Raw genomic sequence first — 13,393 nt, 5'->3', positions numbered from 1 at the left:
TGCGGGCCGGGTCAGCCGTTCACGACCGTGGCCAGGCCGTCCAGCACCCGCTGGAGCTGCCAGGCGAAGTCCGCTTCGGGGTCGGGGTGCGAGGTCGCCTCGTCCACCATGGCGCTGAAGTACGGGTACCTGCCGCTGTCGAGGACGTGACGCAGGTACGGCAGGGTGCGCGCCCGCCAGTCGGCCGCCGGGTCGCCGCTCCCGTCGATCGCGTCACTCCCCTCGGTCGCTTCGTCCGCGGGGCGGCGCCAGGTGCGCTCCTCCCACTCGGTCTGGACGAACCCGTTGACGAAGGAGTGCAGGGTGTTGATCACCCGCACCCGGTCGTCCATGGAGAGTCCCAGGTCCGCCACCACCCGCAGGGCGAACTCGGTGGAGGCGAGCGCACGGGGACCCACCAGGGGCCGTCCCGCGACGAGTCGTGCCAGCCAGGGGTGGGCGAGCAGGACCGTGCGCTTGGCCACCGCCAGCTGCCGTAGGTCCGCCAGCCAGTCGCCGGAGGGCGCGGCCGGCTGCTCCACCTCGCCCAGCGCCGTGTCCACGATCAGGTCGAACACCTCGTCCTTGGTGCGGACGTGGCGGTACAGCGACATCGTGCCGCAGCCCAGGTCCTGTGCGATGCGCCGCATGGTCAGCGCATCGGTGCCCTCGGCGTCCGCGATCGCCAGCGCGACCCGGGCGATCTCGTCCTGGGAGAGGGCCACTTGAGGCTGCCGCCGGGCGCGCTGCGGTCGCAGCCACAGGACGTCGGACGCGTCGGACGCCCCGGTGTTCGATGTGCTCCCGGACATGACCACTTCCGTCTCCTCGTTCCCCGTGCGCCTGGTGAGGACATCGTACGCATGGGTATGGTGTACGCAAGCGTACGTTGTACGCTCGGACGAGTGGGAGGGCAGTGTCGTGACACGGCAGGACGTCATACTGGTGATCGGGGCGACCGGGAACGTCGGACGGCAGGTCGTCCGGGGGCTCCTGGACGAGGGACGTGCCGTCCGGGCCCTGGTGCGCACGCCGGAGACGGCTCGACTCCCGGAACCGGTCGAGGTGTTCCGGGGCGACCTGACCTCGCCCGAGACCCTGCGGCCCGCCCTGGACGGCGTCCGGTCGGTCTTCCTGGTCTGGCCGTCCCTGCCGCTCGCCGCCGCGCCCGCGGTGGTGGACGCGCTCGCCGAGGGCGATCGACGGATCGTGTACCTGTCCTCCGCGGGCATCGACGACGACCGCGACGAGCAGGCCGACCCGATCAACGACTTCCACGCCGGCCTGGAGCGGCTGATCGAGGGGTCCGGCGCCCGCTGGACCTTCCTTAGGTGCACCAGCTTCGCCACGTCGATCCTGGAGTGGGGCGACCAGGTCCGGGAGGGCGTGGTGCGCGAGGCGTTCGGGGGGTCCAGCAGGACGCTCATCCACGAGCGGGACATCGCCGCCGTCGCGGTGCGCGCCCTCGCCGGCGACGGGTACGCAGGCCGGCGGCTGATGCTCAGCGGCCCCGCCCCGATCAGCCAGGTGGAGCAGGTGCGGGTGATCGGCGAGGTGCTCGGGCGCCCGGTCCGGTTCGAGGAGGTTCCGCTGGACGTGCTCCGGGAGCGGATGCGCGCCGAGGGGTGGTCGGACCCCGACATCGACGGCATGTTCACCGCCTACGCCGCGATGGCCGCGCTGGACCAGCCCGTGTGGAACACCGTCCAGGAGGTCACCGGCCGACCGGCCCGCACGTTCCGTCAGTGGGTCGACGACCACGCCCCGGCGTTCAGTTGAGCCTTCCTGCGGGCCCCGCCGACCTGTGGAGGTCGACGGGGCCGGCCGTCAGACCCGTTCGCGCTCCGCGGCGGGCGCGACGGCGAGCACCTGCACCGGGCGCGGGCTCCGCAGCTGCCGCAGCTCGGGCAGGAGGGTGACGAGGGCCAGTACGGCGAGGACCGCACCGACCCACAGGGGCGCGGTGAGCCCGAAGGCGTTGATCCCGAGACCGCCGACCCAGGAGCCGATGACCACGCCGAGGGTGATGCACGAGGAGTGGACGGTGTTGAGCAGCGGCCGGGCGTTGGCGATGTGCTGCACCCGGCTGATCATGGCGGGGTTCATGGTCACGCCGACGAAGCCCACGCCCAACATGGCCAGCACCGTGGGCGTCTTGAGCTCCACCACCAGGGCGAAGACCACCAGGAAGACCAGGTTGAGGGCGAGTCCGGTGACCAGTACCCGCACGGCGTGCGCATCGGCCAGCCGGGCCACCACGACATTGCCGATCACCGTGGCCGCGCCGTAGGCGAGCAGCAGCAGCGGGATCATGCTGCGGGAGAAACCGGTGACTTCGGTGAGGATCGGGGTGAAGTAGGAGAACGCCGCGAAGGTCGCCCCGATGATGAGCATGGACGTGGCCAGGGCCAACCACAGCTTCGCCGACCGGAACACCCTGACCTCCTCGGCGAAGTCGACGGTGTCCGCGGAGTGGTCGAGCGCGGGGACGGCCACCGCCGTGGCGATCGCGGCGATGACGGCGATCACGCCGACCGCGCCGAACCCGGCGCGCCAGCCCCACTGTTCGCCGACCAGGATGGAGATCGGCAGGCCGAGCAGGGTGCCCACCATGAGCCCCTGCATGGCCACTCCGGTGGCCCGTCCGCGCATCTCCGGCTTGGTGATCTGCGCGACCACCGACAGGGAGACGCCGAAGAAGGCGGAGGAGGCCGCGCCGGTGATCACCCGGGCCACCACCATCACCCCGTACGAGGTCGACAGGCCGGCGAGCGCGTTGCCCGCGAGGAACACGGCGAACAGGGTGAGCAGCGCCGTCTTCGGACGCAGCTTCAGCAGGGCCATGGTCGCCAGGGGCCCGCCGATCGTCATGGCCAGGGCGAACGCGGTGATGAGGTAGCCGACTTGGGGGATGGTGACATCGAGGTCCTCGGCGATCTGCGGCATGAGTCCACCGACGAGGAACTCGCTGGTGACCATGGCGAAGATGCCTAGGGCCATGAGGTACACGGGAACGGGCACGGAACTCTCCGTCTCATTTTTTTGTAACGCGCAGAACAAAACAAACCCGAAAAGTGACCCCCGGTGTGTCCGGGGGTGGTGTGGACGAGGAAGTGGGTGGTGCGGGTGGTGTGGGTGGTGGTGGGGGTCAGGGGGCCAGGGCGACCACTCCGGTGGCGACGATCCGCCGCAGGATGTCCTCCGGCGCGCCGGACTGGGCCGCGACCCGCATGCCGTAGATGGTGGACGCCACGTACCAGGCGAGGGCGTGGGGGTCCTCGGGCGAGGTGATGGAGCCGTCCCGCTGCCCGCCCTGGATGACGGACCGCAGGGCGAGGAGTCGCCGTTCCTTGTCCTTGTCCAGGATCGTGGCCGTCTCGGGGTCGTCGTACGCCAGCGCGGTGATGGTGTTCACGGTGAAGCAGCCGGACCCGTACCCCTCGCGTCGACTCTCCAACTCGGCCTCGACGATGGCCTCCAGGAGTGCCTGGACCCGGCCGAGTCCGTCCGGGCCGGCGTTCTCCATGATGCTGACCTGGCGGGCGCCGGTGGTGTCCATGTAGTGGCTGAGGCAGCGGCGGAACAGGTGCGACTTGGAGGTGAAGGTGTTGTACACGCTGCTGCGCCCGAGTCCGGTGGCCTGACACAGGTCCTCCGTCGTCGCCCCCTCGTACCCCTTGAGCCAGAAGACCCGGCACGCGGCCTCCACGGCCCGGCCCTCGTCGAATGTCCGCGGTCTGCCCACGTCGGTGACTCTACTGTTTTGGAACGCCCGGAACAATACTTGGTCCGATACGGCTCCCGTCACTCCCGCGGCCCGTCGCAGGGGCGGGCTGACCGGTTTCCGCCACGACTGCCGCGCGATGAGACAGAATGATCGGCAATGACCGTGAGTACCGCCGGCACCGGACCCCGTCCGAACGGCTACAGCCCCTTCGCCCACCTGACCGTGCAGAACACCGTGCTCTACCGTCAGGTGATGCGGGTGTTCGTCGAGGCCAAGCAGCGCTACGCGGTGCACCTGAGGCCGGAGGACGTGCACGCCGCCCTGCCGGTCGACGAACGGCCCGCCGATCCGGACGCCGTCGTCAAAGCACTGGACAGCCTCGTCGGTTGGGGGAACCTCCGCGCGGACGCCGACACCGGACGCGTCACCGCCGTCGAGGACTTCTACCGGAAGCGGTTCATCTACCAGCTCACCCGGGCGGGCGAGGCCGCCGAAGAGGCGCTGACCGGCTACGACGAGGCGCTGGGCCGGCGCGGCGCGCTCCAGGCGGTCGCCCTGCACGACATCGTCACCCAACTCCGGGCCCTGCTGGTGCTCGCCTCGGACGAACCGCCCGACCCGGCCCGGGTGCACCTCGCGCTCGACGCCCTGGCCAGCCGGTTCGGCGCGCTCGCCGACAACGCCCGCGCGTTCATGGGGTCGCTGCAACGCACCATCGACCTGCACGACGTGACGGAGGAGGCGTTCCTCGCCTACAAGGACCGGCTCATCCAGTACCTGGAGCGCTTCATCCAGGACCTGATCACCCTCGGCGGCCGGATCGCCCAACTCATCCAGGAACTGGAGCGGGACGGCCGGATCGACGAGCTGCTGCGGGCCGCCGCGGTCCGGGAAGCCCTCGACGCCGCCCCCGGCGAAGGCGCCGCCCCCGGCGAAGGCGCCGAGACGGAACGCGCGACCCGGGAGGCGTACGACCGTTGGGCCGCGCGCTGGAACGGACTCGGGTCCTGGTTCATCACCCGCGACGGCCGGGAGGCGCAGGCCCGGCTGCTGCGCGGCCGGGCGCTGGGCGCGGTACCCCAACTGCTCGCCGTGGTCCGCGTGCTCGGGGAGCGCCGGGCCGGTCGCTCCGACCGCTCGGCCGACTTCCGGACCCTGGCCCGCTGGTTCGCCGAGGCCCCCGACGACGCCTCCCGGCACCGGCTCTGGCGCACCGCCTTCGGCCTCTACCCCGCCCGCCACCTCACCGTCGACGCCGACACCCTCGCCGCCCGCGCCGACCGACCGGTACCCGCCGCCACCGGCTGGGCGGCGGCCGAGCCCCTGCGGATCAGCCCGCAGCTGCGCCGCACCGGCAGCTACGAACGGCGCGGCAAGCCCCGCAAGGTGGAGGACCGCCGGGAGCAGCGCCGCCACCTGGCCGAGGTCGCGGCCCGACAGACCGCCGAGACGGCCGCGGCCCGGGCCCGGCTCGTCGCCCGGGGCGCCGGCCGACTGTCCGAACTCGGCGAGCTCGACCCCGCGACCTTCGGGCTCTTCCTGCGCCTCCTCGGCGACGCCCTGGCCACCTGGCGACCCGGCCTCCGACACACCGTCGCCACCAGCAACGACGGTTCCCTACAGATCCGCCTCAGCCTCCTCGACGACGGCGGCACCGCCGAGGTGCGCACCCCGGGCGGCGTCTTCCGGGGGCCCGACCACCGCATCGAGATCACCGACCGCACCGCCGGCCCGGGAGGCCCGCTGCTCCCGGGCGCCCCGGAATCGCCCGGTGACACGGACGAGGGAAGGGAGGAACGGTGACCACGCCGCTCGCGGAAGTGCTCGACGGGCAGCGCGCCGCCGAACTGCGCAGGGCCGCCCGTGCCCTGCTGAAACAGCCCCTCCTCCTCGCCGACGGCCGGTACGCCGACGAGTTCCGGCTGGTCCGCCGGCACGCCGCCGAACTCAGGCAGTGGTTCGACCGCAACACCGGCTGGCCCCTCCAGGTCGACGCCCAGGCCGCCCGGCTGCGCAAGATACCCGGGGTCCGCAGTGACGCCACCCACCCGGCGCGCGAGGCCACCCGCACCGGCGCCCCCTTCACCCGGCGACGTTACGTCCTGCTGTGCCTCGCCCTCGCCGCCCTGGAACGGGGCGAGTCGCAGATCGCCCTCGGCCGCCTCGCCGACCAAGTCGTCCTTGATGCCGCCGACCCGGAACTCGCCTCCCACGGAATCGAGTTCACCCTCGACCGCCGCGACGAACGGCTCGACCTCGCAGCCGTCGTCCGCCTCCTGCTGCACCTGGGCGTCCTGCGCCGGGTCTCCGGCGACGAGGACGCCTACGTCAGCGGAGCGGGAGACGTGCTGTACGACGTCGAGCGGCGGGTGCTCGCCGGACTGCTCGCCGGCCACCGCGGCCCCTCCACCGTGCAGGCCGACACCCTCGACGAACGGATCGACGAACTCGCCGCGGAGACCTTCCTCGACAGCGACGAACTACGGTTCCGGGCGATGCGCCACACACTCACCCGCCGGCTCCTGGACGACCCCGTCCTCTACTACGACGAGCTGACCGACGCCGAGCTCGGCTACCTCACCCGGCAGCGCGGGTTCCTCACCACCCGCATCACCGAACTCACCGGCCTGGTCCCCGAGATCCGCGCCGAGGGCATCGCCATGGTCGACCCCGAGGACGACCTCACCGACCTCCGGATGCCGGAACAGGGCACCCACGGCCATGTGACCCTGCTCCTCGCCGAACACCTCTCCCGCGCCGCCGGCCCCGTCACCCACGCGGAACTCGCCCGCCGGGTGCGCGAACTGGCGGCCGAACACGGCGGGTTCTGGGCGAAGTCGGCCCGCGAACCGGGCACCGAGAACGAACTCGTCGCCCACGCCGTCACCCGCCTCACCGCACTCGGGCTGGTCACCTCCACCGACCGCGGGGTGGAACCGCGTCCCGCCCTGGCCCGCTACGCGGTCGGGGCACCCGTCGTACTCGAACCCGGCAGCCCCCGCCCGCCGGCCCAGCGAAAGGCCCGCCGGCCGTGACCACCGCCCTGCCCACCCCGGACCGGACGCGCTGGCAACCCCTGCGCATCGGACTCGTCGACCTCTTCCACTACGACGTCGAGGAGTTCCACTTCCGCGCCGGCCGCCTGCTGCTGCGCGGGAACAACGGCACCGGCAAGTCCAAGGTGCTCGCCCTCACCCTGCCGTTCCTGCTCGACGGCGACCTCAGCCCCCGGCGGGTCGAGCCCGACGGCGACCCCGGCAAACGGATGGAGTGGAACCTGCTGCTCGGCGGGGAGCACCCGCACTCCGAGCGCCTCGGCTACACCTGGATCGAGTTCGGCAGACGCGACGAGACCACCGGCGAACACCACTTCCGCACCCTTCTGTGCGGGCTCAAGGCCGTCAGCGGGCGCGGCATCGCCCGGCACTGGTACGCCCTCACCAGCCAGCGCGTCGACCACCGCGGCGCCGGACCCGGCGAGGGCACCCTGAGCCTGCTCGACGCCACCGGCACCGCCCTGTCCCGGGACCGGCTGGCCGAGGCGGTGGCCGACCACGGCATGGTGTACGACCAGGCCAGGACCTACCGCCGGGCGGTGGACGAAACGCTCTTCGGCCTGGGACCCCAGCGCTACGCGGCCCTGGTCGACCTCCTGATCCAACTGCGCCAACCCCAACTCTCCAAGCGCCCCAACGAGAAGGCGCTGTCGCGGGCCCTCACCGAGGCGCTGCCCCCCATGGACCAGGCCGTCATCGCCGACGTGGCCGAGGCGTTCCGCTCCCTGGACGAGGAGAAGGACGAACTGACGGCCGCCACCTCCGCCGAGCGGGCCGCCGCCGCGTTCCTGGAGCACTACCGGCGGTACGCCCGGATCGCCGCCCGCCGCCGGGCCCGCCTGCCGCGCGCCGAACACTCCCGCTACGAGCACCTGCAACGCGACCTCGCCGACGCCCAGACCCGCCGCGCCCAGGCGGAGGAGGCCAGAGCCGCGGCCGAAACCCGCATCACCGACCTGGAGGACACCCACACCCGTCTGTCGGCGCAGGACGCAGCGCTGCGCGAAGGCCCCGAGATGCGCAGCGCCAAGGAACTCGACCGGGCGGCGCTCACCGTACGCAGCACCGCACAAGCCCGCAGCCGTGCCCTGGAGGACCGACAGCAGGCCGTCGCCCACCACACCAGGGCCGTCGGGCGGCTCGGCGCCGCCGAGCAACGACTCGACCGTGCGGCCCGGCTCGCCGAGGACACCTTCCGCCAGGCCCGTGACACGGCGTCGGCGGCCAGGACCGAACTGCCCGCCGACGACCGGCTCCCGGTGCCGGAGCTGCGCCGGGCCGCGGACGCCGCCCGGGAACGACGACACCGGGCCGTGGACCACCTCGACGCCCTTGCGAAGGTCGCCGACGAGGCCGCCGAGGACCGTCGTCGCGACGCCGTCCGGCTGGACGAGGCCGCCGCCGACCTCGACCACGCCGCCGAGACGCAGCAGGAGGCGGAGCAGGGCGTCGAGACGGCGGGCCGGGCCCTGCTGGACGAGGTCAGGGAACGGGCCCACCGCTGGACCGAACTGGCCCTGCCCGATCTGCCCGGAGTGCTGGACGACCTCCAGGAGTGGGTGCGCCGGCTGGACGGGCCCTACCCCGTACGCGCCGGGGCCGCCCGGGCCCACACCGGGGCCTCGGCCGAACTCGCCGCCCGCACCGCCCGCACCGAACGCCGCCGCACCGAACTCGGGGACGCTGCGGACCGGGTGCAGCGGGAGGTGGCCGCCCTGGAGGCGGGCGGACCCCGGGCACCCGGCGCGCCCACCACCAGGACGCCCGGCCTCCGCGACCGGATGCCGGGTGCACCCCTGTGGCGGCTGGTGGACTTCCACGACGGGCTCGGCCAGCCGGAACGCGCCGGCCTGGAAGCCGCGTTGGAGGCGTCCGGACTGCTGGACGCCTGGGTCCTGCCGGACGGTTCCCTACTGGCCGCCGACGGCCACGACGTCCTGCTCGCCCCGACGACCGGCCCCCTGCCCGGGGGCTCCCTCGCCGCACTGCTGCGGGTGGCCGTCGACCCGGCGGACGCGCGGGCCGCCACGGTCGGCGAGGGCACGGTGACCCTGCTGCTGTCCACCATCGGCGCCGGACCGCAGAGCGGCGGCAGCACCTGGGCCGCCGTCGACGGACGCTTCCGGGTGGGAGCCCTGACCGGTCGGTGGGCCAAGACGGCGGCCGAGTACATCGGCGCGGGCGCCCGGGAGGCGGCCCGACGGGCCCGCCTCGACGTGCTGCACACCGAACTCGCCTTCCTGCGAGCGGAATCGGAAGCCGTCGAGGCCGAACTGACCGCACTGAGGGCCCGCCGCCGCACCCTGGACGACGAGCTGGCCGACGTACCCGACGAACACGCGCTCACCCGGGCCCACGCCGCCGTGGCCGCCGCCGCCGAGTTGGCGCGCCGGGCCCGTCTGCGGCACACGGAACGCGGAACGGCCCTGCACCGGACGACGGAACTCGCCGAGGTGTCGGCCGCCGAACTCACCAGCACCGCGGCCGACCTCGGACTGCCCGCCGACCCGACGGGCCGGGCCGCCCTGCGCAGGGCGCTGGGCGCGCTGGCCGAGGTGCTGGCCGCCCTGTGGCCGGCGCTGCGGGCCCGCGACGAGGTCGCCGCCCAGGTGGGAGAGGAACGCGGGGAACGCGACCGGGCACAGGAGCGGGTCGACCACCTCACGGCCCGGGCGCACGACGCGGCCCGGGACGCCGCTGCGGCGGACGAACGGCACACCACCCTCCGGGCCACGGTGGGCGCCGCCGTCGCCGACCTGCAACGACAACTGGCCGAGAACGACGCGGCCCGTACCGCCTGCGTGGCGGAACAGCGCCGTGCGAGGACGGAGCACACGGAGGCGGACCGGGCAGCCAGCCGGGCGGAGGGCCACATCGAGAAGCTGGACGAAGGGCTCACCGCGGCGACCGAAGCCCGCACCGTGGCGATCGCCGCACTCCAGCGGTTCACCGGCACCGGGCTGATCGCGGTCGCCCTGCCGGACCTCCCCGTGCCCGCAGCCGACGCCGGACCCTGGGCCGCCACCCCCGCCGTCGCGTTCGCCCGGGCCGTCGAAGCCGGACTGTCCGCGACCGACGATTCGGACGCGGCCTGGGAACGCGTCCAGGGCCATCTGAGCAGGGAGCTCAAGAGCCTCCAGGACACCCTGTCCCGGCACGGCCACTCGGCGTCCGCCCGGATGGTCGAGGACGGCATGGTGGTCGACATCGTCTACCAGGGACGCGAGCGGGCCGTTCCGGAACTGGCCGGGGCGCTGGCCCTGGAGGTCGCCGAACTCACCCGCATCCTCTCGGCGCGGGAACGCGAGGTCCTGGAAACCCACCTGATCACCGAAGTGGCCGGCACCCTCCAGGAGCTGATCGGCGCCGCGGAACGCCAAGTGCGCGACATGAATGCCGAGTTGGAGGAGCGCCCCACCTCCACCGGCATGCGACTGCGGCTGGTCTGGCGGGCGTCGCGCACGGCCCCCGCCGGTCTGGCCGAGGCCGGCCGACGCCTGCGCCAGTCGGCCGACGCCTGGAGCACCGAGGACCGGGTGGCGGTGGGGGAGTTCCTCCAGGCGCAGATCGCCCGCCAACACACCGAGGACGCCTCGGGCAGCTGGCTCGAACACCTCTCCGCGGCACTCGACTACCGGTCCTGGCACGAGTTCGCCGTGGAACGCCACCAACACGGCCGGTGGGTCACCGCGACCGGCCCCGCCTCGGGCGGCGAACGGGTCCTCGCCGTCTCCGTCCCCCTGTTCGCCGCGGCCTCCTCGCACTACGCGACCGCGGGCAGCCCGTACGCCCCGCGCCTGGTCACCCTGGACGAGGCCTTCGCCGGGGTGGACGACGACTCCCGCGCCAAGTGCCTCGGACTGCTGCACGCCTTCGACCTCGATGTGGTCATGACCAGCGAACGGGAATGGGCCTGCTACCCGCAGGTGCCCGGCATCGCCATCGCCCAACTGTCGCGGATCGACGAGGTGGCCGCGGTCCTCGTCACCCGCTGGGAGTGGGACGGCCACCGGGTCCAACCCGGCGTCGAACCCGCACGGACGCCGATCACCCTGCCCGAGCAACGCACGGCGCAACCGGCAGGGTCACCCGAAGGACCGGAGCCCCTGTGGACGTGACCCCCGGACCCGCCGGCGACGCACCGCGCCTGCGCCGACTGCTCGGCGACCCCGGTCTCGCCTGGTTCGTCACCCGGGCGCGCCGCCGCCTCGAACGCGGCCAACCGCTCACCGGCGCCGTCTCCCTGAGCACCCCCACCCCCGAACAGCGCGAGGCCGCCGAACGGCTGCTGGGCCGCACCCCCGGCACCGGACACTCGGTGTCGATCCGCCTGGAAGCGGTGGACGCCCTGCTGCGCCGCTCCGGCACCAGCCCGGACGGCCTGGCCGCCGCCGTCACCCTGCTCACCGGGCCGGTCGTCCCCCGGGAAGCCGCCCGGGCCGCCGAGGAACGGGCCTGGCAGGAGGCGTACGCCCCGCTCGACCAGCTCGCGGCGGAGGTCCCCGGCTGCGCCGCATGGGCCGCCCGGGTCCGGGGCGACGGCCTGGTGCGCCGTCTCGCGGGCACGCCCGACGCGGCCTGCACCCTCCTGGAACGGACCGTCGCCGCCCTGCTTCACCTCCCCGCCGATCCACCGCTGCCCCTGGCCGCCTTCGCGGCCCGGACCTTCGGCAGCGCCCACGCACTGGACGACGGCACCCCGCTGGCCACCCTCACCCTCTCCGGCGTCCGGGCGCTCACCGGGTTCGAGGACGGCACCGGCGCCGAGTGGCGGCGGGAGGCCTGGGCATCGGCCGGACTGCTGCGCGACGCGCTGTCCTCGACCGTCCTCACCCTCAACCTCCGGGGCACCCCCGGCCTCGACTGGCAGGCCGACCAGGGCGAGCCCGCCGTACTCACCCTGCGCCAGCTCGTCCGCCACCCGCCCGCCGGACGCACCGCGGTCGTCCGGGTCTGCGAGAACCCGGCCGTGCTCGCCGCCGCGGCCGACGCCCACGGCCCGGCCGCCGCACCCCTGGTCTGCCTCCAGGGGCAGCCGTCCGCGGCGGCCCTGACCCTGCTGGGTCACCTCGTCGACGGGGGGACGACCCTCCTGTACCACGGTGACTTCGACTGGGGCGGCCTGCGCATCGCCTCCGTCCTGAGGCGACGCGTTCCGTGGCGGCCCTGGCGCTACACCGCCGCCGACTACCGGGCCGCGGTGCTCGCCCGCCCCGAACGGCCACCGCTCACCGGCACGCCAGCCGATGCCCCCTGGGACCCCGAACTACCTGCTGCGCTGGCCGAGTCGGGCGTCCGGGTGGAGGAGGAGACGGTACTGGAGGACCTGTTGTCCGACCTGGTCTGAGCCCGCAGTCGACGCGGTCGGGTCACCGCCGGGCGCTCGGGTCGGGGGTGAGCGGGGGAGGGGCCCAGCGGTCCAGCCGGGACCGGGCGGAGGTGACGCCGTACTCGCCCTTGAGCCGCTCCGGGATGGCGTACTGCATCACCCGACCCCGCGTCAGCGAGCTGAGTTCGAACACACTGGTGTGGTGGCCCAGTCGGTCCAACGCCCAGGCGGCGAGGGGGGACCGGTCCTCCAGGGCCTCCAGGACCCCGAGCAGCGCGGGAGCGGTACGGATCGCGGAATCCCACAGCGGCGAACGGGGCACCTCCAGCCAGTCGGCGCAGGTGTCCCCGACGAGGTAGCGGACCATGGCGGGCACCACCGGGTCGAAGACGGTTCCCGGCACGACCTCCTCGTACAGGTCGATGAGTTGACGGGTCAGTCGGGCGCCCTCCGGCGAGGGGCCCATGTGGCGGCTCATGTAGAGGTCGGAGAAGTGCCGGGCCTGCTCCAGGTTCTCGGGCATGTGGGCGAGGTCGATGCCGAGCATGGCGCCGACCACCCGCCAGGCGTAGAAGTAGGCGTCGGCACCCTCGTTGGAGAGGTGGATGCCCAGCCGGTGCAGGGCGTCGAGCACCTGGATGGAGAACATCATCTGACCGCCGATCATGTCCTCCTGACAGATCGGCGTGCCCAGGCGTTCGACGTCCCAGAGGTTCTCCCGCTCCAGGTGGTGGCGGATCGAGGCGTGCAGCAGCCGGACCTTCTGGGCGGCCGGGATGAACCTGCTCCCGGCTTCGAAGGCGCCGGGCTGCATCAGATAGACCGTGAACTGTCCGGTCTCCGCCATCCTCCGTGAGGGGTACTCCAGGGAATGGGTCGCGCTGAGCAGCTTCGCGATGTGCGGGACGACGTAACAGGCGGGCATCGACGCGAAGGACAGCGCGGTCGAGACGTGCACGTTGTTGTCGATGAAGAACAACCGCGCCTTCTCCATCTCGCCCCAGTCCACCCAGGACGGCGGCATCGCCGTCGCCTCCAGGTACTCCCGGGCCACGTCGGGCAGCCCCGGGGGCAGGTCCTGCCCCGCGGTGGAGAACCAGCGCATCAACGTGTTGAACCTGCCCGTCTCCCCACGGGCGAAGAGTTCCGCGACCGTGGCGTCCGCCAGCTCGTCGCCGACCTGCCGCAGGGCGTCGAGCGAGCTCTCGGTGTACGGGGGAGCGGCCGACCCGGCCGGTGCGTCGGCAGCGTTGGGGTTCATGGGGTGCTTCCTCTCGGGAACGGAAGGGTGGTGCACGGGAG

Annotated in this window: 9 protein-coding genes; 5 read left to right on the top strand and 4 right to left on the bottom strand. The window is 73.3% G+C overall.

Translation table 11 applies throughout. From position 1 onward, the window contains the following. Positions 1 to 11: 11 nt before the first annotated feature. A complete protein-coding gene (locus ACFV88_RS10405; protein WP_385488288.1) occupies positions 12 to 791 on the bottom strand; it encodes a TetR/AcrR family transcriptional regulator C-terminal domain-containing protein in 780 nt (259 codons plus the stop codon). 109 nt (positions 792 to 900) lie between these two features. Here ACFV88_RS10405 and ACFV88_RS10400 point away from each other — a divergent pair, with 109 nt between their 5' ends. Continuing rightward, on the top strand, positions 901 to 1,758 hold the full coding sequence (locus tag ACFV88_RS10400; protein ID WP_385488285.1) for an NAD(P)H-binding protein: 858 nt from the start codon (positions 901 to 903) through the stop codon (positions 1,756 to 1,758). Positions 1,759 to 1,806: 48 nt separating this feature from the next. On the opposite strand, the gene ACFV88_RS10395 is transcribed toward ACFV88_RS10400, so the two are convergent. Continuing rightward, positions 1,807 to 3,000: an MFS transporter gene (locus ACFV88_RS10395; protein WP_385488282.1), complete on the bottom strand. Its 1,194-nt coding sequence runs from the start codon at positions 2,998 to 3,000 to the stop codon at positions 1,807 to 1,809. A gap of 127 nt (positions 3,001 to 3,127) precedes the next feature. Continuing rightward, positions 3,128 to 3,724 carry a TetR/AcrR family transcriptional regulator gene (locus ACFV88_RS10390; protein WP_385488279.1) on the bottom strand — a complete coding sequence of 199 codons (597 nt, stop codon included), beginning with the start codon at positions 3,722 to 3,724 and terminating at the stop codon, positions 3,128 to 3,130. Positions 3,725 to 3,862: 138 nt separating this feature from the next. Between ACFV88_RS10390 and ACFV88_RS10385 the strand changes: the two genes are divergently transcribed. The 4 genes from ACFV88_RS10385 to ACFV88_RS10370 are packed head-to-tail and all read left to right on the top strand — an operon-like array spanning position 3,863 to position 12,109. Continuing rightward, on the top strand, positions 3,863 to 5,509 hold the full coding sequence (locus ACFV88_RS10385; RefSeq protein WP_385488276.1) for a TIGR02677 family protein: 1,647 nt from the start codon (positions 3,863 to 3,865) through the stop codon (positions 5,507 to 5,509). Next, positions 5,506 to 6,741, top strand: coding sequence for a TIGR02678 family protein (locus ACFV88_RS10380; protein WP_385488274.1), 1,236 nt, complete (start codon positions 5,506 to 5,508; stop codon positions 6,739 to 6,741). The genes ACFV88_RS10385 and ACFV88_RS10380 overlap by 4 nt, the downstream gene beginning before the upstream one ends. Continuing rightward, positions 6,738 to 10,880, top strand: a complete 4,143-nt coding sequence (locus ACFV88_RS10375) for a TIGR02680 family protein (protein ID WP_385488271.1) — start codon at positions 6,738 to 6,740, stop codon at positions 10,878 to 10,880. Before ACFV88_RS10380 ends, ACFV88_RS10375 begins: the two co-directional genes overlap by 4 nt. Next, entirely contained in the window at positions 10,871 to 12,109 is a 1,239-nt protein-coding gene (locus tag ACFV88_RS10370; RefSeq protein WP_385488268.1) for a TIGR02679 family protein, read from the top strand. The genes ACFV88_RS10375 and ACFV88_RS10370 overlap by 10 nt, the downstream gene beginning before the upstream one ends. A gap of 22 nt (positions 12,110 to 12,131) precedes the next feature. Here the strand turns inward: ACFV88_RS10370 and ACFV88_RS10365 are convergent, their stop codons facing one another. Next, a complete protein-coding gene (locus ACFV88_RS10365; RefSeq protein WP_385488265.1) occupies positions 12,132 to 13,352 on the bottom strand; it encodes an oxygenase MpaB family protein in 1,221 nt (406 codons plus the stop codon). Positions 13,353 to 13,393 lie beyond the last annotated feature (41 nt).

This window comes from Streptomyces sp. NPDC059816, assembly GCF_042732055.1.
Classification (GTDB): Bacteria; Actinomycetota; Actinomycetes; order Streptomycetales; family Streptomycetaceae; genus Streptomyces.
The sequence above is the reverse complement of the archived record's forward strand: the minus strand, read 5'-3'. Positions and strand labels throughout refer to the sequence as shown.

Bases quoted from the DNA above. Each gene is read 5' to 3' on its own strand.
- ACFV88_RS10365 (WP_385488265.1), bottom strand. From the start codon at position 13,352: ATGAACCCCAACGCTGCCGACGCACCGGCCGGGTCGGCCGCTCCCCCG.
- ACFV88_RS10405 (WP_385488288.1), bottom strand. From the start codon at position 791: ATGTCCGGGAGCACATCGAACACCGGGGCGTCCGACGCGTCCGACGTC.
- ACFV88_RS10385 (WP_385488276.1), top strand. From the start codon at position 3,863: ATGACCGTGAGTACCGCCGGCACCGGACCCCGTCCGAACGGCTACAGC.